The sequence below is a fragment of the Stenotrophomonas sp. P5_A8 genome (assembly GCF_056400545.1).
This window is the reverse complement of record NZ_JBFULB010000007.1, coordinates 1-22586: the sequence shown is the minus strand read 5'-3', so window position 1 is coordinate 22586 and position 22586 is coordinate 1. Positions and strand designations below refer to the sequence as shown.

Genomic DNA, 22586 nt, shown 5'->3' with positions numbered 1-22586 from the left:
CAGCCGGACGCGCGCATTGCGCCAGATCAATCCAGCCGCGACGCCCCGACCACCGGCAACTGCGGCCAACGCAACATCTGGAACCGGCGCCAGAAGGTATCGGCGATGCGCGCAGCGACATCGTCGGCCAGGCGCTGCATCGGCGCATTGCCACATTCGGCGGTGGTCTGCCGGAACAGCGCCAGCCACCGGTCGAACAGATCGCGGTCCAGTTCGTCCATGGCCATGTGCTTGGGCATCGGCGCGCCGCTGAAACGGCGGGTGCCGCGCAGCATCGCCGACCAGAAATCGACCAGGTGCGCCAGGTGCGCGTCCCAGTCGTCCACGCGCGCGGTGAACACCGGGGCCAGACGCGGCTCGTCGCGCACGCGCGCATAGAAATCGTGGACCAGCCGGGTGACCTGGTCTTCGCTGCACAACGCCAGCGAGGGCGCGGGCATCGGGAAGGGGGATGGATCCGGCATGGCGTTCCTCTACGGCCGATGGTGGCCAGCATGCGCGCAGGGGCAGCGCAGCGGCTTTGATCAGAATCAATGTCGGCGCCGATCGCGCGCCCTAGTCTGTGAGTCCAGACAGGCTGCGCGCGCCCGGTCCACGACCGCCGGGAGTATAGCCGCGCCCTGCCCCTCCCTCCTGACCGTGGCTGCAATGACCGACCTGCACGACCCGCCCGAGGCCAGCCGGCGCCGGCTGCTCATCCAGCACTGGGGCGCCATCCTGTGGCCCAGTTTCGTCGCCGCCGGCCTGGCCAGCATGGTGTTCTTCGCCTTCGTCGATCCGCTGCGGTTGCGCGACATCAGCTTTCCGCAGCACGCGATCAGCCGCGAGCTCGGCTATACGCTCGGCTTTTTCATGTTCTGGGCGGTGACCGCTGCGGCCAGCAGCGTCACCTGGTACCTGTTGCGGCCGCTGCGCCGCGACGACGACGACGTGCCGTTGGGTTGACCATGCCCGCACGCCTCCACCTGCATCTGGTCCCGCCGCCTGCAGCGCCCCTGCCGCGTCCGCGCGCCGCGCTGCGCTGGCGCGCGCTGCTCTCGTCCACGCTGCTGGCCGGCTTCTATCTGCTGCCGTGGCTGCGCTGGGAGGGCCGCCAGGCGCTGTTGTTCGACCTGCCGAACCGCCGCTTCGATCTGTTCGGGCTGACCCTGTGGCCACAGGACCTGGGCGTACTGCTCGGATTGCTGGCGGTACTCGCCGTCGGCCTGGTGCTGCTGACCAACGTGGCCGGGCGGGTCTGGTGCGGCTACGGCTGCCCGCAGACGCTGTGGAGCGGCATGTTCGGCTGGATCGAACGCAGCAGCGCCCGGCGCCTGCGCCAGCCAGCGCTGGCGCGCGTGGTGAAGCACCTGGCCTGGGCCCTGCTGGCGCTGTGGACCGGGGTGACCTTCGTGGGCTTGTTCAGTCCGATCCGTGACCTGGTCGCGGGCCTGTGGCCACCGGACTGGAGTGGCTGGGAGACGTTCTGGGTGGTGTTCTATGCGCTGGCCACGTGGGGCAATGCCGGCTTCCTGCGCGAGCAGGTCTGCATCGACCTGTGCCCCTACGCGCGGCTCTGCCCGAGCCTGTGCGATACCGATACGCCCCAGGTGCACTACGACGCACGCCGTGGCGAACCGCGTGGCCCGCGTGCGCCCGGACAGGGCGCGGTGATGCAGCGCGGGCGCGGCCTGCTCGATCCGGTCAGTGCCAGCGACTACGCCTTCCGTGCCGCGCATCCGGCGTTGGCTGGGCCGATGCCGCACTTTCCCGACGACCGTCTGGGCGATTGCGTGGACTGCAAGGCCTGCGTGGCGGTCTGCCCGATGGCGCTGGATATCCGTAGCGGGCCGCACCCCGATTGCATCGCCTGCGGTGCCTGCGTGGATGCCTGTGATGCGCAGATGCGCGGATGGCACTTCCCGACCGGGCTGATCGCCCCTGCCAGCCCCAATCGGGTACAGCAACACGCACGCCGCTGGCTGCGACCGCGCACGCTGGCAGCCCTCGGCACCCTGCTGGTGCTGCTGGGCATCGGTGTGCATCGGTTTTAAACGGCGGCATCCCGCTACGCGCCTGCCATCGATCGACGGCGCCGGTCCCCCAACCGGTATCAGCGTGTGCCGGTGGTCCGCGGCGGCACCATCTGCGCGCGCCGGACGATGCCCAGCTGCTCGATGATCAACGCCAGCTCGTTGGTGACCTGGGTGCGACTGCGACCCTTGGGCACCAGCCGTTCCAACACCTGTTGATAGGTGGTCCAGAATTCCGGGCCGCACCCGTGCTTGCTGTAACTGGCTTCCAGCTCGGTGCGCACGCCATCAGCCAAGTCATGTACGCCGTATTGCATACGACCTCCCTTGGACTTGCCCTGCATCGGAGACGAGCAACCACCCTGTGTGCAGCTTGCCGCGCAAAAGGAACAAAGACAGCGAAGGATTCACTTGCATTTCACCCAAAATTTGCACGGTCTTCGCGCCAAGTCAATCGGCACACCGATTTGGGCGACAGCGTCGCTGAATCGTTCACACTGCCTACCGCCCTTGGGCAGGCAGCCAGCATGCGCAGGATGTGTTGACAGGGTGATGTCAGTAAACCGCTGCAGATGCAGCGATTGAAGCCCTTGCGACATCGCGTCGCAAGGGTGGGCAGGATGCCGTCAGTCCAGTCGGCCGCTTACGACGCCATCCGCCAGGCGCCGTAGAGACCGATCGCGATCCCCACCAGCAACAGGGTCCAGACCAGGCCGTTGAAGCGCTTGAGTGCGCGGCCGAGCACCAGCGAGAACCCGATGCCGGCCAGCCCGATCAACAGCCAGATCACGCCGCTCACATTGCTGGGCGAATCCCAGAACGAACCGGGCACACCGGCGGCGGCGAACAACAGGGCCAGAGCCATGGCAGAACCTCACAGAACTATCGATGCCCATCTTGGGCAGGCGTTCGTCCTGAACGGGTGAAGGCTGCGCAGGCGAGTCGCGGGGATCAGCTGACGGTATGCGGCTGGAGCGGTGGCGGCGCCACGTCCAGGGCACGCGCTACCAGCGTGAGCAATTGCTCCAGCCCACTGCCCGCCGTCGGGCCGTCATCCATGCGACGGGCAAAACCGGCCCAGTCGCCGATCGCCAACTGCCGGATCAGCGCTGTGTCGACGGCCAGCCAGCGCATCCCCCAGTAAGGGAAGCTGCGTTGCGGTACTGGGCCGCGGTTCAACTCAATGATGGCGCGGTGGCTACGGGCATGCAGGATGCGCTCGTGCACGGCGGCAATGCCGTCCTCCGGACCCTCGTAGTACTGCAGGAAGCGTTCACCATCGAACAGCAGCACGCCGGTGACCCCGGCGAGCGTGTTGAACCGAGCCGCGTCCTCGACCAGCGCATCCAGACCGGCAGTGGACAGGTCTGCGGACGCCTCGCTGACGTAGGCGATCGCACGAAGGGGCATGGGCTTGATCCTGATAATGACGCGTCATGCTGTCACTTTCAGCCACCTGAATAAAGCGCTGCACTGAATAATTCAGATTGCCAGCATCGGCAACGTTCGTCGCGGCGTTGCCGCAGCGCCTACGACACGATCGCATACGCGGAAACGCAAAAAGCCCGCTTGCGCGGGCTTTGAGCGTATTTCGATCTGGAGGCCTGGACGGGAATCGAACCCATCTCAACGGATTTGCAGTCCGGTGCATAACCACTCTGCCACCAGGCCGGTGACCTTACCGCTTACCGGGAAATCATACCCCGATAAAACAAGACCCCGAGAACGGGGCCTGGTCTGGATGTGGAGCGGGAAACGAGACTCGAACTCGCGACCTCAACCTTGGCAAGGTTGCGCTCTACCAACTGAGCTATTCCCGCAAAATCAGGCGCGTATCTTACCGAAACCACCGATAACACACCAGCCTTTTCACACTTTTTTTCACATCCCAATCGGCCATGCCGCTCAGGACGCCCGCGTGCCACCGCGGAGAAAAACAAGGCCCCGAAGGGGCCCTGTCGAAATATGGAGCGGGAAACGAGACTCGAACTCGCGACCTCAACCTTGGCAAGGTTGCGCTCTACCAACTGAGCTATTCCCGCAGACTTTCGCTTGCCCCGACTGCACCGCACCGTGAGGCGCTGGAGGCGGTCGGCCCATCGACCTGCGTCGAAGGAGCGCTATTGTGTCGGGATTCCTTCACGCCGTCAACAGCTTCGTTCAGCAGAAGGGGGTCGGATGCTTCATCCGCTACGCGCCCACCCGCATGCCACGCCGATGAAAGTAGACCTGCTCCGCCGTCCGTCGCATGGCGCCAGACCGAAGCAGCAGGTTGACCGGCCAGTCCATCTGCAGGTGATCCATCGCCCAGCGCATCAGGCGCTTGCGACGGAACGTAGGGGCGGCCTGCTGGGCGACGGCTTCCGCCGGCGGCCCCTTGCCTCGCAGGTGCAACCCCGCTGCATCGCCGACGGCCCAGCCATGGCGCCACGAGGAATGGATGCCGCCGGCCGACAGCGGCGAAACAATTCCCGCCGCGTCGCCAGTGAGGATCACCCCCGGCGCGGTGATCGGCCCATCCGGAAGCCCGCACGGCACCAAGCCGGCACGCGTGGCGCTCGGCCTGGCTGAGGCGGGCAGCCCGACCACGCTGCCTACGTGCTGCAGGAAGCCGGCCAGCTCCGGTTGCCGCGCGTTCGCCGGATCGTGGCGCAGCGCCAGGCCCACCTGCACGCCGGTGGGATTCTGCGCGACCCAGCCGATGTAGCCCGGCGCGAAGCGCTTGCTGGCAAAACAGTGCAGCGCACCGGCCTCGGCGAGCTGCACGCCGGCAAATTCCTGTTCGACACCGTAGAGGTTGTCCCGCACCCGACCCAAGCCGGTGCGCTGGGCCACGCGCGAGGCCGCGCCGTCGGCGCCGATCAGGTAGCGCGTCCGCCCTGCCCCGTTTACCCGCCAGCCGTCGCCGTCGCGCTCCGCCTGCGTGAACGCCTGCCCCAGACGCAGTTCCACGCCGTTGCCGCGCAATTCGGCAGACAACCAGCGCAACAGGTTGGGGGTGTCGGTGGTCATGAAGTAGTACCCGGGCGCGGCCAGCAGCACGCTGCGCAGGTTTGGCGCGTACAGACGCACGCGTTCCACACGCTGCAGCAGTTCTGCGGGTGCCCGGCCGAGCCAGGTCTGTTCGATCGCCTCCTTCACGATGATGCCGGTGGTATGCAGCCGCGCGCCGGGGTCGGTCTTGCGCTCCAGCACGCACACGCGCAGCCCGTATTGCGCGGCGGCCAGCGCACAGGCGGCGCCGGCGAAGCTGGCGCCAATCACGACAAGGTCCCAGTCGTAGGCCGAAGAAGAAATATCCATGCGTATGACGTCCTGCGGAAGCGAGGGGCACAGGATCCGTGGGGCCGGCGGGGAGGCCATGAAGTGCTGGTGAAGTGGGTATGAAGCGTGCCGCCGACATGATGCGCGGCCATGTGAGAATCCGGGGCATGACGCCTCGCCTGCCTACAATCGCCCATTTCCTCCTCGCTGCGCTGTTCGCTTGCGGGGTCATCGGTTGTGTGGCGACGAACCTGGCGTCCAACGCGATGATGCTGCTGCTTGACCGGAGCAACGTCATTCCCCAGGAATCGTCGATCTTCACCTTCGAGCCCTATGTCATCAACCAGGGTTCCTCGAACTATTGGCTGTATGGCAAGGACCGCCACTACTACTACCACTTCACCTACCGTGACGCGGCGCCGTACGTGTATATCCGCGCCGACAATCCCTGCCGCGGATTCGATCGCGAGGACGTGCGCACCTGGTGCAACGCGCGCGCAGCAGGAGGTCGATGAAGACCACCGTGCGGGCTGCCCTCATGGCCACCACCGGGCTGTTCCTGGGCGAGGCCGCATCGGCAGCGCCCGCGATGACCACGCGGCGCGGCTGGATCCGTTGCTGCTACAGAGTCGACTGAACTTGCTCGAATCCAGCGGTGAACTGGACGCCATGGGGCAGCGCTGGGCGACAGGCGTGGGTTCGCAGCGGAGACGATACAGCCGCGCTGCGTGCGCGTTGATCAGGACAGGTTTGGCGTGGACGACGACTGCAACAGCATGGACGCCAGCCAGAGACCGTAAGCGCGAACAGCAGAAACGAAAAAAGCGACCCGAAGGTCGCTTTTTTCGTTGCACCACACGGCGATCGATTGCCGGTGGAGACCGTATCTGGAGCGGGAAACGAGACTCGAACTCGCGACCTCAACCTTGGCAAGGTTGCGCTCTACCAACTGAGCTATTCCCGCTTGGGAGGCGAAATTCTACAACCAAATGCGCAGGTGTCAACAGCCCTCAGCCATTCTTTTTCGCACGTGCGTTTTCGCGCGCCGCGCGCTCGTCCTCACGCAGGCTCGGCCATGCAGCATGCAGGTACTGCAGGCCGGAGAACAGGGTGAGGATCGAAGCGATCGCCAGGGTCCAGTCGCCGATGTGGAACACCGGAATGCCCATCCAGATTTCGTTCATTGGCGTGTGCGGGGCCACCGAATACAGCAGGCACAGCAGCGCCACCATCTGCGCGGTGGTCTTGACCTTGCCGATCAGCGCCACGCGCACCTTGGCGCGCTGGCCGATCTCGGCCATCCATTCGCGCAGTGCCGAGACCGCGATTTCACGGCCGACGATCACCGCCGCCCACACCGCCATCCACGCGGTGGGATGCCCCTGCACGATCAGGAACAGGGCCACGGCCACCATCAGCTTGTCGGCGACCGGGTCCAGGAACGCGCCGAAAGCCGAGGCCAGGTCGTAGCGCCGTGCGATCCAGCCGTCCAGCCAGTCGGTGATCGCGGCCAGGCCGAAGATCGCCGCGGAGGCGAAATTGGTCCATTTGTAGGGAAGGTAGAACACCAGTACCAGCACCGGGATCATCAGGATCCGCAGCAGGGTGAGCCAGGTGGGGAGGGTCAACTTCATCGCATCTCTCTACTCGCCCGCCGCGTCGGGCGTGGGCAGTCCATGAAGGTTAGCGTAGATGCGCGCAGCGAGGGCGTCATTGATGCCCTCCACTTTCGCGATTTCGGCTTCGCCGGCGGCCTTGAGCCCGACCAGACCGCCAAAATGCTTGAGCAGGCTGGCGCGTCGGCGCGGGCCGATGCCGGCGATGTCTTCCAGCTTGCTGGTCATGCGCGCCTTCTGGCGGCGCCCCCGGTGGCCGGTGATGGCGAAGCGGTGGGCTTCGTCGCGGACCTGCTGGATGAACTGCAGGGCCGGTGAAGCCGCGCCCGGCCGCAGTTCGCGGCCATCGGGCAGCACCAGCGCCTCGTGCCCTGCCCTGCGCTCCACGCCCTTGGCCACGCCGACCAGCATCACCCCTTCCACGCCCAGGTCGGCCAGCGCCGCCTGTGCCTGGCCGAGCTGGCCGGCACCACCGTCGATCAGCAGCAGGTCCGGCAGCACGCCGTCTTCTTCCACCGCGCGGCGGAAGCGGCGTTCGATGGCCTGGCGCATCGCCGCGTAGTCGTCGCCCGGCTCGATGCCGCTGATGTTGAAACGGCGGTATTGGCTGCGCACCGGGCCGCTGGCGTCGAAAACCACGCACGAGGCCACCGTGGCTTCGCCCATGGTGTGGCTGATGTCGAAGCACTCCACGCGCTTGACCTGCTCGGCCAGGCCGAGCATCTGCCGCAGGTCTTCGCTGCGCGCGTGCTGGGCGCTGCGGCTGGTCAGTTCGCTGACCAGGGTGATCTGCGCGTTGCGGCTGGCCAGCTCGACATAGCCGGCGCGCTCGCCGCGCACGTTCCACTTCAACTGCACCTTGTATTCGGCCGAGGCCGACAGCGCCGACTCGATCAGGCTGGCATCGGGGATCTCGCGGTCAAGCAGGATTTCGCGCGGCGGCGAGTGCTCCACGTAGTACTGCGAGACGAACGCGGCCAGCACTTCCTCGGCGCTTTCTTCGCCGTTGGTGCGCGGGTAGAACGGGCGCGTGCCGAGATTGCGGCCATCACGGAAGGCCAGCAGCATCACACACGCATTGGCGCCCTGCGTGGCGCAGGCCAGCACGTCCAGGTCGGCGGCGCGGCCATCCACGTATTGACGCGTCTGCATGCTGCGCAACGCGGTGACCAGGTCGCGCAGGCGCGCGGCCTGTTCGAACTCCAGCGCTTCGCTGGCGGCCTGCATCTGCGTGCCCAGTTCGCGCGCCAGCTGGTCGCTCTTGCCTTCCAGGAACATCGACGCGCGGCGCACCGATTCGGCGTAGTCCTCGGCGCTGACCAGGTCCACGCAGGGCGCGCTGCAACGGCCGATCTGGTACTGCAGGCACGGCCGCGAGCGGTTGCGGAACACGCTGTCCTCGCAGCTGCGCAGCTTGAACAGCTTGTGCATCAGGTTGAGCGTGTCGCGCACGGCGGTCACGCCCGGATACGGGCCGTAGTAGCGCCCCGGCACCGCACGCGGGCCGCGATGCAGCGCGATACGCGGCCAGTCTTCGCGGGTGAGCAGCACCTGTGGATAGGTCTTGTCGTCGCGCAGGGATACGTTGTAGCGCGGCGACAGCGACTTGATCAGCTGGTTTTCCAGCAGCAGCGCTTCGGCCTCCGAACGGGTCACGGTCACGTCCATGCGCGCGACCTGCGACAGCATCGACATGATCCGGGTGGTCTTGGGCGTGCCGTTGAAGTAGCTGCCAACGCGATTGCGCAGCGCACGCGCCTTGCCGACGTACAGCAGGCTGTCGTCGGCGGCGTACATGCGGTAGACGCCGGGCGCGGTACTCAGGTGGGCCGCGAATGCCTTGCCATCGAAGGCCGGAGCGGTGGACGCAGTCATTCGGTGATCGGCACGTCGCTCAGTACGCCGCTGACCGGGTCGAAACGCAGCACGGCATGCGCGTCGGTCTCGGCGATCCAGACCGCGCCACCGCCCAGCGCCAGACCGGCCGGGCCATGCAGGCGACGCGGCAGTTCCAGCGTACTCAGTTCACCGCCGCCCAGGCGCAGCGTGCGCAGGCGGCCGTTGCCGGCATCGGCGATCCACAGCAGCGGCGCATCCGGGCTCAAGGCGATGGCCTGCGGATATTGCAGCTGCGCCAGCGTGCGCGGGCCGTCCTGTTCGCCGAACGACCACATGCCCTGGCCAACCAGGGTCTGCACCAGATCGCCCCGCAGCTGCATCGCGCGGATCGACGAACCGAGTGCGTCGCAGACGTACAGCACCTGCTGCACCGCCGCCAGCGAGGTCGGCTGGGCGAAGGCGGCGACATGGCCGCTGCCGTCACGCTCGTCGATGGCGCCGGAGCCGGCGCGCCACTTCAGGCTGCGCTGGCCAAGGTGGTAGCTCCAGATGCGGTTGTCGCCCGCCATGGCGATGTGGATCTGGTTGTCGGCCACCGCCAGCCCCTGCGGGTGGTTCAGGGCGGTCTGGCGCGGCTGCTCGACCATGCCCTCGGTCGGCTCGCCGGGGCGGCCGGTGCCGCACAAGGTATCGACCTGGCCGCTGAGCAGGTGGATGCGGCGCAGGGCGTGGTTGCCGGTGTCGGCCACGTACAGCCACTCGCGCTCCAGGGCCAGGCCCTGCGGACGGTGGAACGCCGCTTCACCGGGGCCGCCGTCCATGAAATCGGCGGTACCCAGGCCGAACTGGCGCAGCACGCGACCGCCGTGGCTGCACTCGAGCACGCGATGATGGCCGCTGTCGGCGATGTACAGGCGCTCGGTGGTCACCACCAGCGCGGTCGGGAACAGCAGCGGAAGCCGCGGCTCCGGGTGGAGTTCACGGGCCAGCGACAGATCGTTGTCGGCCACGCGCGCACCGTCTTCGCACAGCGCATTGAGCGCACGCTCGAGTTCCCCGCCGACGCCGACCAGGCGGTCGCGTTCGCGGCCCTGCGCATCGAGCAGTACGAGCGTGGGCCACGCGGTGACGTTGAAGCGGCGCCAGCCATCCCAGTCCGAATCCAGCAGCGCCGGGGCGGTGACACCCTGGCGGCGCAGCAGCTTCAACGCCTGCACCGGGTCGCGCTCGCAGTCGAACCGCGGCACCTGCACGATCAGCAGCTGTAGCTTGCCGGGGTTGCGCGACTGCCACTGGGCCAGATCGGCCAGACGCTGGGCGCACCACACCGAGGCAGAATTGACGAAAGCCAGCACCACCGGCCGGCCGCGCAGCTCGGTCAGCGTGGTGGGTGGCGCATTGAGCCACGTGGCAAATTCGGGCAAGTCCTGGACAGGCTGTACGTTCATGCCCCGATTATGCCGGAGTCGGCGTCATGCAATCGTCGTGCCGCGCCAGAAATGCGGCGGCAGGCGCCCCGGCCCCGCCGTCCGCTTAGGGGTTCGCGGCCAGCCAGGCCTCGGCGCGGGCCAGGTCCTCGGGGGTATCGATGCCCGGCGGGAACGCGGCCGGGCTCAGCGCTACGCTGATCCGGTGACCGGCTTCCAGCGCGCGCAGCTGCTCGAGCGACTCCAGCTGTTCCAGCGTGCCCGGCGGCAGCGCGGCGAACTGGCGCAGGAAGCCGGCACGATAGCCGTAGATGCCGATGTGGCGCAGCCAGTGCGCGCCAGACAGGCTGTCGCGCGAGCGCGCGAAGGCATCACGGTGCCACGGGATCGGCGCGCGGCTGAAGTACAGCGCATCCAGGTTCTGTTTGCGCACCACCTTGACCACGTTCGGGTCAAACAGCGTTTCGGCGTCCTCCACCGGCGTTGCCAGGGTCGACATCTCCGCCCCGCTGCAGACCAGTGCTTCGGCCACGGCGAGGATGCCCTCGGCCGGCGCGAACGGTTCGTCGCCCTGCAGGTTGACCACCACCGTGTCATCGCTCCAGCCGGCCTGGGCCGCGCATTCGGCGAGACGGTCGGTACCGGAGGCGTGGTCGGCCGAGGTCATCGCCACGCGCACGCTGGACAGGCCCTGCAGGGCATCGGCGATGCGCACGTCATCGGTGGCCACCCACACCTCGCGCGCGCCGGCCAGCAGCGCGCGCTGCGCAACACGCAGCACCAGCGGCTGGCCGCCGAGCAGGCGCAGCGGCTTGCCGGGCAGGCGCGAGGCGGCGAAACGGGCCGGAATGGCGACGACGAAATCGACGGATTGGCTCATGCGGAAACTCTCGGCAGTGACGTGGATTACGGGGAGGCAGGCGCGGCCGTCAACGCTTGCCGAGTTTGTCCAGTCGGTCCAGCAGACTCACCCAGAACGCGGCCGGCAGATCAGCCGCCAGTGGCACGGCGAAGTGCCATTCGTTGGCGAAGACCTTGCACTTGACTGCGTCTTTCTCGGTCATCAGCACCGGCAGCTCGCTGCCAAAGCGCAGGTCCGATACCTGATAGGCGTGGTGGTCGGGGAAGGCGTGCGGCACCACGCCGATGCCATGCGCACGCAGCATGTCGAAGAAGCGCTGCGGGTGGGCGATGCCGGCCACGGCATGCACGCGCTGGCCGCGGAAATGCACCAGGTTGCGGGCGCGACCGCCGCTGAGCGGCTGGGCGCTGTCGATGTGCAGCTGCATCGGCCATTCGCCGAAGCCGCAGGCCGGCTGCGCGGCGATACCGTCGCTGGCCTGGCCCATGTTGACCACGCGGAAATCGCAGTCCTGGGCGCGGCTGGCGGGTTCGCGCAACGGCCCGGCCGGGATCAGGCGGCCATTGCCGTAGCGGCGCTGGGCGTCGACCACTTCGATTTCGATATCCCGCGCCAGCCGGTAATGCTGCAGGCCGTCGTCGCAGACGATGACGTCGCAGCCGGCCTCGATCAGCGCCCTGCCGGCCGCCACGCGGTCGGCATCCACGCGCACCGGCACGCCGGTTTTCCACGCGATCAGGACCGGCTCGTCGCCGCCCACGGCGGTCGCGGTGCCGGCATCGACCCAGCGCGCCACGCCGGGTTCTTCACGGCCATAGCCGCGACTGGCCACGCCGGGTTTCCAGCCGGCCTCGCGCAGGCGGTTGACCAGCGCGATGGTCAGCGGGGTCTTGCCGGTGCCGCCGGCGGTGACGTTGCCGACCACGATCACCGGGACCGGCAATGCCTGCCGCTTCAGCCAGCGCCGCCGATACGCCAGGCGGCGCAGCGCGATCACGGCGCCATACACCGGTGCCAGCAGGCGTGCCGGGAACGGGATGGTGCTGCCGTCGTACCAGTACGACGGCGTGCGCGTGCCCTTGGCCGCCATCAAGGCTGCCTTTCGCGGAACTGCATCTTGTGCAGGTGCTCGTACAGGCCACCCAGTGCCAGCAGTTCTTCATGGGTGCCGCGCTCGACGATGCGGCCATGGTCCATCACCAGCACCTGGTCGGCATGCTCGATGGTGGACAGGCGGTGGGCGATGACCAGCGTGGTGCGTTCGGGCATGAGGCGCTGCAGCGCGTCCTGGACCAGTCGCTCGGACTCGTTGTCCAGTGCGGCGGTGGCTTCGTCCAGGATCAGGATCGGCGCGTCGCGCAGGATCGCGCGTGCGATCGCCAGGCGCTGGCGCTGGCCGCCGGACAGCAGCGCACCGTTCTCGCCGACCGGGGTCTGCAGCTGCTGCGGCATGCGTTCGATGAACTCCCACGCATTGGCTGCTTCGGCCGCCGCGCGAATCTGTTCCTCGCTGGCATCCATCCCGTAGGCGATGTTGGCGCCCACCGAGTCGTCAAACAGGATGACCTTCTGCCCCACCATGGCCACCTGCCGACGCAGGTCGGCCAGCGGGTAGTCGTCCAGGGCCACGCCGTCCAGGGTGATGCGACCGCCGCTGGGTTCGTAGAAGCGCGGCACCAGCCGGATCAGACTGGTCTTGCCGCTGCCGGAACGGCCGACGATGGCGGTGACCGTGCCGGGCCTGGCGACGAAACTGATGTCGTCCAGGGCCACGCCAGTGTCTTCGCGATACCGCAGCATCACGTGTTCGAAGCTGAGTTCGCCACGCGCGCGGCCGATCTTCTTCTGCCCTTGGTCGCGCTCGACCGGCATGTCCAGGATCGAGAACAGGCGCTCGGCAGCGGAGACACCGCGCGCGATCGACGACTGCACGCTGGTGAGGCGGCGCAACGATGGAATGATCGCGGTCATCGAGATCATCAGGCCCATGAACTGGCCGGCGTTCAGACGACCGGCCAGCGCCTCGCGGGTGGACACCCACACGATGACCGCCAACGCCAGCGCAGCCAGGAACTGGACCACGCTGGAAGCCGCCGCGCGGGTGGTTTCCACCTTCATGTTGAGGCCCAGCATGCGGTTGGCCAGGCGCGAATAGCGCGAGATTTCATGCGCCTGGGTGCCATGCACCTTCACTTCCTGCTGCGCGGCCAGCGACTGCTCGGCGGTCTGCGCCATGCTGCCCATGCCGTCCTGGATGCCACGACTGATACGGCGGTAGCGCTTGCCCACGAAGGAGACGATCACGCCGATCAGGGGCACCACCACCAGCATCGCCACGGTCACCTTGACGCTCATCTGCAGCATCACCACCAGCATGGCGATGATGGTCAGGGTATCGGCGACGAGGGTCTTGAGCGCGTCCGCGCTGGCCTGGGTGACCTGTTCGGTATCGAAATTCAGCCGGCTGACCATCACCGGGGTGGACTCGCTGTCGAAATGCGAGGACGGCAGATGCAAGTACTTTTCCAGCACCTGCTCGCGCAGGTCGCGCACGACGCTGCGCCCGGTCCGGGCCAGTGCGTAATCGCTGACGAAGGTCGCCGCGCTGCGCGCGACGAACAGGCCGAGGATGGTCAACGGCAGGATCACCGCCATGCGCGGCTCGGGGTTGACGAAGCCCCGGTTGACCAGCGGCTCCATCAGCTTGCTGAAGTGGTACCCGGCGAGCGCTTCGACCACCATGCCGATGACCGCGGCCACCATGAAGGTCCAGTAGGCGTGGGTATAGCCGAGCAGGCGCTTGTAGATGGGCCAGACCGGGGCATGTTTCTTGTTCATGGACGCACCTCCGGCGCGGTAGCGATGGCGATGCGGCGGAAGCCGAGCTGACCCAGGGCATCCTGGGCGGTCACAACGGCCTGGTACGGGGTGCGTGCGTCGGCGCGCAGCAGCACGGTCTGGGTCCGATCGCTGCCGGCCACGGCGGCGATGGTCTGTTTGACCGATTCGACATCGGTGCGCAGCACTTCCTGGTCGTTGATGAAATAACGGCCTTCGGCGTTGACCAGCACGCTCAGCGAGCGCGGCGGCTCGGCCGTGCTCTGCTGGCTGGCGGTCGGCAGCTGCAGCTGCAGCGTGGAGCGCGCGTCGAAGGTAGTGGTGACCACGAAGAAGATGATCAGGACGAGGATCACGTCGATCAGGGGGACCAGATCGATATGCGGCTCGTCCTGGGCCCGGTCATTGCCGATACGCATCCGTCAGCCCTTGGCCGTGACGGGTGCCGCCGGGGCGGCAACAGGGGCACGGGCGCCGGTGTTCATCACCCCGGGGCGGCCATCGAGCGCGTCCAGCAATGCGCTCGCCTCCTGCTCCATCTCGATGACGTAACCCCCGATGCGGCCCTTGAAATAGCGATGGAACATGAGTGCCGGGATCGCCACGATCATGCCGGTGGCCGTGCACACCAGCGCCTTGCCGATGCCGCCGGCCAGCTGGTTCACATCGCCCACGCCGTGGTCGAGGATGCCCAGGAACATCTGGATCATGCCGACCACCGTGCCGAGCAGGCCCAGCAACGGGCCGGCCGAGGCGATCGTGCCCAGGGCGTTCAGGAAACGCTCCATGCGGTGCACCAGGTGCCGACCGGCATCCTCGATGCGCTCGCGGATCTGGTCGCGCGGACGGTTGCGCGCTTCCAGCGCGACGGCCAGCAGTGCACCCAGCGGCGAGTTCGCCCGCAGCGACTGGATGTGGCTCGGGTCGAGCTTGCCGCGTGCGGCCCAGTTGCGCACTTCCTGTCCCAGCCCGGGGGGCAGGACTTCGTTACGCCGCAAGGTCCAGAAACGCTCCAGGACGATCGCCAAAGCCAGTACGCMCAACAGCAGCAGCGGCACCATCGGCCAGCCACCGGCCTTGACCAGTTCCCACACGTTTCAACCCTCCGGCCCATCGGCCGCCTGTTTGACCGCCGATAGAATAGCAGCCGCCCGCCTCCGCTCCGCGGCATCCCACCAACGCGGCTGAAAAACCCGCTGTTCACGCACCTGCAGGCCTTCACGACCGAGCCATGCGCGCACCGCGCCGCTATCGGCGGTGTTCAGCACTTCGGCGCCAGCGCCGCGCCATCGCGCCACCACCTCGGCGCGCGGGTGGCCGAAGCGGTTGCCGTGACCGGCCGACACGATCGCCAGCCTGGGCGACACCGCTGCCACCCAGGCCGCACTGGAAGAACCGGCACTGCCATGGTGCGGTACCACCACCAGCGCGGCACGCAGGGCAGCTGGCTGGGTATCCAGGAGCTGCGCCTCGCTGGACGCGCCGATGTCGCCGGGCAACAGGATCGCCCCATGGGCCGTGCCGATGCGCAGCACGCAGCTGCTTTCATTGCGCCGGTACCGGGCGACGGGCGACGGGTGCAGGAAGCGGAACTCGACCCCGTCCCACCGCCAGCCCTGCCCTGCGGCGCACGGCACGCTGATCCCTGGCCGCGCGCCTTGCGGAGCCAGCAGCGGCGGCTGACCGAACGCCCGCTGCACCGCCGCCGCGCCACCGGCATGGTCGCGATCACCGTGGCTGAGCAGCAGCCGGTCCAACCGGCCTTCCTCGAGCGCGTGCAGGGTGGGCACGACCACCCGCTCACCTGCGTCGAAGCCGCCGACGCTGGCCGGCCCGGCGTCGTACAGCAGCCGGTGGTGGCGGGTGCGTATCCACACCGCCAGGCCCTGCCCCACATCCATCACCAGCAGCTCCACCTCCCCCTCCCCGGGCCGCTGCGCCGCCGGCCACAGCAGTGGCAGGCACAGCAGCCCCGCGGGCAGCCGTCCACCGCAGCCGCGCGGCAGCAGTAGCCAACCCACGCCCAGCAACGCCGCCAGCAACGCCCAGCGGTCGGCCTGTGGCACCCACCACAGGGCCAGGCCACTGCGCGCGACATGGCCGAACAGCCACCAGCTGGCGTCGAAGCACCAGGCTGAGAGCTGCCACGGCCAACGGCCCGCGCCGTCCAGCATGGCCTCCAGCGCGGTGCCGATCAGCGCCAGCGGCACCACCACCAGGCTCCACCACGGGATTGCCAGCAGATTCACCAGCGGACCCGCCCGCGACGCCTGGCCGAACAAGGCCACGGTCAGCGGCAACAGCGCCAGCGTGACCACGCCCTGCGCGCCCAGGAACGTGCGCAGCCAGTGCTGATCGCGTCCCGGCAGGCACCAGACCAGCCAGAGCACACCGGCAAAGCTGAGCCAGAAGCCCGGCGACAGCACCGCCAGCGGGTCCACCAGCAGCACCGCCAGCGCAGCCAACGCCAGCGCCTGGCCCACCGTTGCCCGTCGCCGTGCGCAGCGTGCGGCAGCAACCACGGCGATCATCAACACCGTGCGCACCGTGGGCAGCGCGAATCCGGCCACTGCCGCATACAGCGCCGCCCCCAGCACGGCGGCGAGGACTGCCGCCACCGGTCGCGGCAGTCGCCGGCCCAACGCTGGCCACAGGCGCCAGCCGAGCGTGGCCAGCCATGCGGCGAAGCCGGCCACCAGGCCGACGTGAAAGCCGGAGATTGCCACCAGATGGGTCAGCCCGAGCGCGCGCAGATCCTCCCAATCGCTCTGGGTGAGTCCACGTGTATCGCCGAGCGCCAGCGCCTGCACGAAGCGCGCGCCCTCACCGCGCACCTGTGAGGCGATCGCCACCGCCATCCGCTCGCGCCACGCCGGCAGCCCGGTGGGCGGGCCGAGTGGGCGGGCGCCGGCGGGTGCATGCACGTTGCCGCTGCCTGCCAGGCGCTGCAGCACGGCGTGCCGTTCGGCATCGAAGCCGCCGGGATTGAGCAGCCCACGTGGGGGGCGCAGACGCGCCTGCAGCGTCCAGCGCGCGCCCGCCTGGAGCTGCAGGCGTGGGTCGGCACCGCTGCCGGGCCGATCATGCCAGCTCAAGGCAAACGCACGGCCGCGTACCCGCACGGGCAACGCCGGATCATCGTCCACGCGGAACACGAAGCGGGTGCCGATCGCGCCGTGCGTGGGCAGGTCGATCACCCGACCGCGCAGCAGGTACTCGGTCTTCCCCGCATCGGCAGGCAGCTGCGCGGCCAGGGCCAGGTGCGCGTGCAGCGTCGCCCAGCCCAGACCGAACACGGCAGCGCCCAGGCCGCGCCACCGCCCCGGCCAGCACCACAGCACCAGCCCCGCTCCCGCCATCACTGCGGCGGCCCAGTGGGGCAGCAGTACCGGCGCGAACGCGGTCGCGCAGACGCCCAGCATCAGCGCCGTGGCACACAGCTTGCCGAACACCGGCAGCGGCTGCGTTGGCGGGCGTCGAGAGGAAACGCTGCCAAGCTGCATCGATCCGCACGTGGTCATGCCGCCATGCTTGGCTGCATGGCGCACTTAAACCATCAGTCAGCCGGCGAATGCGGCGTCGGTGGAGTCTGCGATCAGCAGCAGAAATTGTGATCTCCATCAAATCCGACTTTCACGCGCTTCAGACCGCAGAACGTGTTGCCGACTGTTTTCACAGCCACGTCGTTGCATCGAAGCGGTTTCGTCGATAGTGTCCGTTCAGCCCCGGCATCCCGTGCCGGCGACGCGGCACCCACGTGAACGGAGGTCTCCGTGCAGTTGAGCTGGTTGAAAAAGGAGTTTCACCTCAATCTGCGCATCCATCCGGCAGGCGTGTTGCTGGCAGTGCTTTACGCGTTCGCCTATGGCGTGGCCCGCGCATCATCGGTAGACCAGATGTATCTCCCGGCCGGCATCCGCGTGGCGGCCCTTCTGCTTTGCCCGCCCCGCTGGTGGCCCTACCTCATCCTGGGCGAATACGCTTTCTTCGCCCAGGCGCGCTACCCGATGATCGGACAGTACGGCCTGGCGTGGGTCGTCATTGCGTCCATGGTGCTGATGCCCACCGTGGCTCTGATCGTGCACTGGCACCAGCGCAGGCTGGCCTCGCAGAGTGAGGCCTGGCTGCTGTCGATCGCGGCACTGTCGGCGATCGCGGTGTCCTCGCTCAACCAAGGACTGGCCTACCTGCTGATGCCCACGCTGCACGAGGCGGTCTCCTGGACCGGCATGCTGCGTTACATGGTCGGCGATTACCTGGGCATCCTCCTGTTTGCGCCACTGGCGCTGCTGTGGCGCCACCGCCACGTGTCGTTTGCCGCGACCTCCCGATGGCCTACTGCCGCCATAGCCGCGCTGTCGGTGATCGTCGCCCTTGGCCTGTCCGCAGCACACCTGCCTGGCGGCGAGGACATGGTGCTGGCCAAGAACAGCCTGCGCATCGCCATGATGCTGCCCGCCGTTGGCCTGACCTGTCTGTACGGCTGGCGCGGCGCTGCGGTGAGCTTTGCGGCGATCAACCTGACCCTGGCACTGACCATGGAAATGACCGGACGTCCGGGTTCGTTCGACGCCACCGCATTCGTCGCGCAGCAGATCCTGGCGGTGACCGGCACGGCGTTGCTGCTGTTGGGCTCCACCATCTCCCACCATTACCACCGCTTTGCCGCGAGGGAAAAACTGCGCGGCCAGGCCGAGACCTTTGCCAGAACCGGGCATCTGGCCAGTGAACAGGAACGACGCGTACGCGCCCAGCAGATGCGTGTGATCGGCGAGGATATCGACCAGTCCTTCCTCCGGGCTGCTGCGCTGCTCAAGCAACGTGGCGCGCATGCATCGGCCCTGGACATGCTCAGTGCAAGCCAACTGCAATCGCGCTTGTTCCGCGAGCAGATCAGCATGGTCTATCCGACTGAAATCGAGTACTCCGGGCTATTCGTGGCGTTGCGCTCAGGCGGCCTGGCCGGGCTCTGGGACATGACCGACCGGATTGCACGCCCGCGCCTGCACGGCGACCCGTGCCGCCTGAGCCTGGGGCTGCAACTGGCCGCGTACCGGAGTTTGGCCGATGCGGTGAGCTTGCTGCTGGATCATGAGACCGGCTACCTGCAGGTAAGGGTCCGGTGTGGCCGCCGCGGCGGGGTCTCCGGGATTGTCATGACCGTGGCGTTGCTGGACCACAAACGCCGCTTGGGGGCCGCTGTCATCCAGCGCGCGCAGCACGTGCTGGCCGGGCGGACGCTGGCTTACGGCGGCAGCGCGGGCTGCCGCCGTAACCGTATCCGCCTGCTGCTGGTGGATGTGCCGCAGACTTATCGCGAACCGTCGGGACCTTCGATGGACCAGATCACGCCACCTGCCGTGTTGTAGGCAACCAGCAACATCTGCGGCTTGCGGTACACCACTTCACGCACGGCACCGGCCGGAATCGCCAGGTTGTTGCCGGGCAGCGACACGCGATCGGCGTCCACGCCTCCGGGCAGGGTCCAGAACGTGTCACCGATATTGCCGATGATCGCGCGCACGCTGCCGGCCTGATCGTTGACCTGCAGATACCAGACACCATCGCGCTTGAACTCGTATGCCCGCCAGGTCGAATCCTGGCTGATGTTGAGCGCCAAGGGGGCGGTTTCGCCCAGACCCCTCGCCGCGATCTGGCTGCCATGCGGATCGGTCGAGCAGCAGGGCGCCGCCAGCGCCGACGGGATCAGACCACTTCCGGGGACGGCCGCCACCCCTGCAACGACCATTATCAACGTCAGACCTTTGAGCATTGCCATTTCGTCTCCTTCCTACGGGTCAGGTTTCTATCCATTTCCGACGGCAAAACGTTCGATCCATCGGCGAGCAGACGCTATCACAACGTATATCGATGGGCCTCTGTCGGCACGGGCGCGGCGCCATGCCCTCATGTCGGCGCGCCTGCGCGGGCACGGCGCCTGACCCTTCCCGCTGCAGCTACCCGGTAGCGAACGCCTGTGGCGGATCGATCCAAAAAGTCCAATCACGACACTATGCGCGCGTCGGTCACTCCCCGGTCGGAGCGGCGTATGGCCCCGCCTCTCATCATTGGCCCAGGCGCTCCGGTGCCGGAAAAACAAAAAGGCCAGCACGATGGCTGGCCTTCTTCGYTTCMACCCGCACCTCTGTGAGGTCGGAGTGGTGGGCGGTACAGGGTTCGAACCTGTGACCCCTACCATGTCAAGGTAGTGCTCTACCGCTGAGCTAACCGCCCGTTTCTTCCTTCTGCGTCGCCGCGAATGCGTCGGTGCAGGCCGCGTATATTACGGACGTCCCCCGGGAAGCGCAACACTTTTGTGAAGATATTTCACAATCGGTTGTTCAGCCGAGGCTGGCTTCCTTCAGCTGCCGGATCTGGTCACGGACATGGGCCGCCGCCTCGAACTCCAGGTCGCGCGCGTGCTGGTACATCTTCTGCTCCAGCGCCTGCAGGCGCTTGGCGATCTGCGCCGGTTCGAGGGTGCGGTAGTCCACCGATTCCTCGGCAACACGGCCGCCACGACCCTTGCCGCCCTTGCCGCGTGCCTCCTTCTCGGCCGCCTCCGACCGCGCGCCTTCGAGCACGTCGGTGATCGGGCGCAGCACCGACTTGGGCGTGATCCCGTGCAGTTCGTTGTATTCCACCTGCTTGGCACGGCGTCGGTCGGTCTCGTCGATCGCYGCCTGCATCGAGCGCGTCATCTTGTCGGCATACAGGATCGCCTTGCCGCGCAGGTTCCGGGCGGCGCGGCCAATGGTCTGGATCAACGAGCCGGTCGACCGCAGGAAGCCTTCCTTGTCCGCATCCAGGATCGCCACCAGTGACACCTCGGGCATGTCCAGGCCTTCGCGCAGCAGGTTAATGCCGACCAGCACATCGAACTTGCCCAGGCGCAGGTCGCGGATGATCTCCACGCGCTCGACCGTGTCGATGTCCGAGTGCAGGTAACGCACGCGGATGCCGTGCTCGGTCAGGTATTCGGTGAGGTTCTCGGCCATGCGCTTGGTCAGCGTGGTGACCAGCACGCGGTCGCCCAGCTTGATGCGTTCGTTGACCTCGCTCATCAGATCGTCGACCTGCGTGCCGACCGGACGGATCTCCACCACCGGATCGATCAGACCGGTCGGACGCACCACCAGCTCGGTGATTTCATCACCGGCCTCGCGCAGCTCGTACGGACCCGGCGTTGCCGAGACATAGATGCTGCGCGGGCAGCGCGCCTCCCATTCCTCGAAACGCAGCGGGCGGTTGTCCAGCGCCGACGGCAGCCGGAAGCCGAACTCGACCAGGGTTTCCTTGCGCGACCGGTCGCCCTTGAACATCGCGCCGATCTGCGGAATGGTCACGTGCGATTCGTCGATCACCAGCAGCGCGTCCGGCGGCAGGTAATCGAACAGGGTCGGCGGCGGCTCGCCCGGCGCCTTGCCGGTGAGGTGGCGCGAGTAATTCTCGATGCCGTTGCAGAAACCGACCTCGGCCATCATCTCCAGGTCGAACTGGGTGCGCTGCGCCAGGCGCTGCGCTTCGACCAGCTTGTTCTGTTCGTACAACTGCTCCAGCCGCGGAGTGAGCTCGGCCTTGATCGTCTCCACCGCAGCCAGCACGCGCTCGCGGGTGGTGGCGTAATGGGTCTTGGGATACACGGTGTAACGCATCAGCTTGCGCAGGCTCTCGCCGGTGAGCGGGTCAAACATGCTGATCTGCTCGATCTCGCCGTCGAACAGCTCGATGCGCACTGCCTCGCTGTCCGACTCGGCCGGGAACACATCGATCACCTCGCCGCGCACCCGGAAGGTGCCGCGCTGCAACTCGTATTCGTTGCGGGTGAACTGCAGCTGGGTCAGGTGGTTGATCAGGTCGCGCTGGTCGATGCGCTCGCCGGTGGACAGGATCAGCCGCAGCGACAGGTAGTCTTCCGGCGCGCCCAGGCCGTAGATGGCCGACACCGTGGCCACCACGATCGCATCCGGGCGCGACAGCAGGGTCTTGGTGGCGGCCAGCCGCATCTGCTCGATGTGCTCGTTGATCGAACTGTCCTTCTCGATGAAGGTGTCCGACGAGGGCACGTACGCCTCGGGCTGGTAGTAGTCGTAGTAACTGACGAAGTATTCGACCGCGTTGTGCGGAAAGAACGATTTGAACTCGCCGTACAACTGGGCGGCCAGGGTCTTGTTCGGCGCCATGATCAGCGTCGGCTTCTGCACCTGCTGGATCACGTTGGCGATGGTGTAGGTCTTGCCCGAGCCGGTCACGCCGAGCAGGGTCTGCTTGGCCACGCCGGCCTCGAAATTGGCCGTCAGCTTCTCGATCGCCGCCGGCTGGTCGCCTGCCGGTGAATACGGGGATACAAGTTCGAACCGATCGCTCATGGTGCCGCCAAATCCCGGGCCCTCCAGTATACCGGGGGGCATGGTGACGGCCGGCTGAGGGGATGGCCGACGGCCGGGTGCTCCTACCCCCGATGGCCCGGGCCATTGAGCAGGCTCAGGCTGGACGTCCCTCCCCTAGTGCGTGACGACGGCTATGACCTTTCAGGACCGCGCCACGCAGCCCCGCGTGCGTGGCTGGACCTTGCTGCAGGCAATGGTAACGTTGCTGGTGCTGGCCGTGCTATGCGCCATCGCACTGCCCGACTTCAGTCAACTGCTGTACCGCCAGCGCGCCTCCAGCGTCCGCCACCTGCTCAGCAGCGACCTGGCGTTCGCACGGCTAAGTGCCATCCGACGGC

The 22586-nt window shown here is 67.4% G+C and carries 22 protein-coding genes and 5 tRNA genes; 6 read left to right on the top strand and 21 right to left on the bottom strand.

What is annotated here, in order from left to right:
- Positions 1-26 precede the first annotated feature (26 nt).
- Positions 27-464 carry a group III truncated hemoglobin gene (locus AC1DQP_RS01145; RefSeq protein WP_457321547.1) on the bottom strand — a complete coding sequence of 146 codons (438 nt, stop codon included), beginning with the start codon at positions 462-464 and terminating at the stop codon, positions 27-29.
- Positions 465-648: 184 nt separating this feature from the next.
- Here AC1DQP_RS01145 and AC1DQP_RS01140 point away from each other — a divergent pair, with 184 nt between their 5' ends.
- Positions 649-945, top strand: coding sequence for a hypothetical protein (locus tag AC1DQP_RS01140; protein WP_256776162.1), 297 nt, complete (start codon positions 649-651; stop codon positions 943-945).
- 2 nt (positions 946-947) lie between these two features.
- Positions 948-2033, top strand: coding sequence for a 4Fe-4S dicluster domain-containing protein (locus tag AC1DQP_RS01135; RefSeq protein WP_457321543.1), 1086 nt, complete (start codon positions 948-950; stop codon positions 2031-2033).
- 59 nt (positions 2034-2092) lie between these two features.
- Here AC1DQP_RS01135 and AC1DQP_RS01130 read toward each other — a convergent pair whose 3' ends face one another.
- The 7 genes from AC1DQP_RS01130 to AC1DQP_RS01100 form a co-directional block, all read right to left on the bottom strand.
- Positions 2093-2329, bottom strand: coding sequence for a hypothetical protein (locus AC1DQP_RS01130; RefSeq protein ID WP_256776164.1), 237 nt, complete (start codon positions 2327-2329; stop codon positions 2093-2095).
- A gap of 326 nt (positions 2330-2655) precedes the next feature.
- Entirely contained in the window at positions 2656-2877 is a 222-nt protein-coding gene (locus AC1DQP_RS01125; RefSeq protein ID WP_256776165.1) for a hypothetical protein, read from the bottom strand.
- 86 nt (positions 2878-2963) lie between these two features.
- Positions 2964-3422: a BLUF domain-containing protein gene (locus AC1DQP_RS01120; RefSeq protein WP_478050964.1), complete on the bottom strand. Its 459-nt coding sequence runs from the start codon at positions 3420-3422 to the stop codon at positions 2964-2966.
- Positions 3423-3609: 187 nt separating this feature from the next.
- Positions 3610-3683, bottom strand: a tRNA-Cys gene (locus AC1DQP_RS01115).
- A 73-nt stretch (positions 3684-3756) separates the two neighbouring features.
- Positions 3757-3832: transfer RNA gene (locus tag AC1DQP_RS01110), tRNA-Gly, on the bottom strand.
- A 146-nt stretch (positions 3833-3978) separates the two neighbouring features.
- Positions 3979-4054 (bottom strand) — tRNA-Gly (locus tag AC1DQP_RS01105).
- A 148-nt stretch (positions 4055-4202) separates the two neighbouring features.
- A complete protein-coding gene (locus AC1DQP_RS01100; RefSeq protein WP_478050963.1) occupies positions 4203-5315 on the bottom strand; it encodes an NAD(P)/FAD-dependent oxidoreductase in 1113 nt (370 codons plus the stop codon).
- A gap of 80 nt (positions 5316-5395) precedes the next feature.
- On the opposite strand from AC1DQP_RS01100, the gene AC1DQP_RS01095 reads away from it, so the two are divergent.
- Positions 5396-5791: a hypothetical protein gene (locus AC1DQP_RS01095; RefSeq protein ID WP_457319628.1), complete on the top strand. Its 396-nt coding sequence runs from the start codon at positions 5396-5398 to the stop codon at positions 5789-5791.
- A complete protein-coding gene (locus AC1DQP_RS01090; RefSeq protein WP_457319627.1) occupies positions 5788-5913 on the top strand; it encodes a hypothetical protein in 126 nt (41 codons plus the stop codon). Before AC1DQP_RS01095 ends, AC1DQP_RS01090 begins: the two co-directional genes overlap by 4 nt.
- A 251-nt stretch (positions 5914-6164) precedes the next feature.
- On the opposite strand, the gene AC1DQP_RS01085 is transcribed toward AC1DQP_RS01090, so the two are convergent.
- The 10 genes from AC1DQP_RS01085 to AC1DQP_RS01040 all read right to left on the bottom strand — a co-directional run bounded on the left by AC1DQP_RS01085 (position 6165) and on the right by AC1DQP_RS01040 (position 17379).
- Positions 6165-6240, bottom strand: a tRNA-Gly gene (locus tag AC1DQP_RS01085).
- A 46-nt stretch (positions 6241-6286) separates the two neighbouring features.
- Positions 6287-6910 carry a CDP-diacylglycerol--glycerol-3-phosphate 3-phosphatidyltransferase gene (pgsA, locus tag AC1DQP_RS01080; protein WP_256776169.1) on the bottom strand — a complete coding sequence of 208 codons (624 nt, stop codon included), beginning with the start codon at positions 6908-6910 and terminating at the stop codon, positions 6287-6289.
- A 9-nt stretch (positions 6911-6919) separates the two neighbouring features.
- A complete protein-coding gene (gene uvrC / locus AC1DQP_RS01075; RefSeq protein ID WP_312236334.1) occupies positions 6920-8767 on the bottom strand; it encodes an excinuclease ABC subunit UvrC in 1848 nt (615 codons plus the stop codon).
- On the bottom strand, positions 8764-10179 hold the full coding sequence (locus tag AC1DQP_RS01070) for a hypothetical protein (RefSeq protein WP_457321853.1): 1416 nt from the start codon (positions 10177-10179) through the stop codon (positions 8764-8766). Before AC1DQP_RS01070 ends, uvrC begins: the two co-directional genes overlap by 4 nt.
- An 85-nt stretch (positions 10180-10264) precedes the next feature.
- Positions 10265-11038, bottom strand: coding sequence for a 3-deoxy-manno-octulosonate cytidylyltransferase (gene kdsB, locus AC1DQP_RS01065; protein ID WP_256776172.1), 774 nt, complete (start codon positions 11036-11038; stop codon positions 10265-10267).
- A 49-nt stretch (positions 11039-11087) separates the two neighbouring features.
- Positions 11088-12110, bottom strand: a complete 1023-nt coding sequence (lpxK, locus tag AC1DQP_RS01060) for a tetraacyldisaccharide 4'-kinase (protein WP_256776173.1) — start codon at positions 12108-12110, stop codon at positions 11088-11090.
- Positions 12110-13858, bottom strand: a complete 1749-nt coding sequence (gene msbA, locus AC1DQP_RS01055; protein ID WP_457318789.1) for a lipid A export permease/ATP-binding protein MsbA — start codon at positions 13856-13858, stop codon at positions 12110-12112. Before msbA ends, lpxK begins: the two co-directional genes overlap by 1 nt.
- Positions 13855-14277 (bottom strand): ExbD/TolR family protein, encoded by a 423-nt coding sequence (locus AC1DQP_RS01050; RefSeq protein ID WP_457318790.1) that lies wholly within the window; start codon positions 14275-14277, stop codon positions 13855-13857. Before AC1DQP_RS01050 ends, msbA begins: the two co-directional genes overlap by 4 nt.
- 3 nt (positions 14278-14280) lie before the next feature.
- Entirely contained in the window at positions 14281-14952 is a 672-nt protein-coding gene (locus tag AC1DQP_RS01045; protein WP_478050962.1) for a MotA/TolQ/ExbB proton channel family protein, read from the bottom strand.
- Positions 14953-14955: 3 nt separating this feature from the next.
- Positions 14956-17379: a DNA internalization-related competence protein ComEC/Rec2 gene (locus AC1DQP_RS01040; protein ID WP_478050961.1), complete on the bottom strand. Its 2424-nt coding sequence runs from the start codon at positions 17377-17379 to the stop codon at positions 14956-14958.
- A 252-nt stretch (positions 17380-17631) separates the two neighbouring features.
- On the opposite strand from AC1DQP_RS01040, the gene AC1DQP_RS01035 reads away from it, so the two are divergent.
- Complete coding sequence (locus AC1DQP_RS01035; RefSeq protein WP_256776177.1) at positions 17632-19227, top strand: MASE1 domain-containing protein; 1596 nt, start codon at positions 17632-17634, stop codon at positions 19225-19227.
- On the opposite strand, the gene AC1DQP_RS01030 is transcribed toward AC1DQP_RS01035, so the two are convergent.
- The 3 genes from AC1DQP_RS01030 to uvrB form a co-directional block, all read right to left on the bottom strand.
- Positions 19170-19637 (bottom strand): hypothetical protein, encoded by a 468-nt coding sequence (locus tag AC1DQP_RS01030; RefSeq protein ID WP_457318794.1) that lies wholly within the window; start codon positions 19635-19637, stop codon positions 19170-19172. The genes AC1DQP_RS01035 and AC1DQP_RS01030 overlap by 58 nt on opposite strands.
- 380 nt (positions 19638-20017) lie before the next feature.
- A tRNA-Val gene (locus AC1DQP_RS01025) sits at positions 20018-20092 on the bottom strand.
- Between the two features lie 107 nt (positions 20093-20199).
- On the bottom strand, positions 20200-22227 hold the full coding sequence (gene uvrB, locus AC1DQP_RS01020; RefSeq protein WP_256776179.1) for an excinuclease ABC subunit UvrB: 2028 nt from the start codon (positions 22225-22227) through the stop codon (positions 20200-20202).
- A 154-nt stretch (positions 22228-22381) separates the two neighbouring features.
- Between uvrB and AC1DQP_RS01015 the strand changes: the two genes are divergently transcribed.
- Positions 22382-22586: pilus assembly FimT family protein (locus tag AC1DQP_RS01015; protein WP_478050960.1), on the top strand; the 205-nt coding region annotated here is incomplete at its 3' end.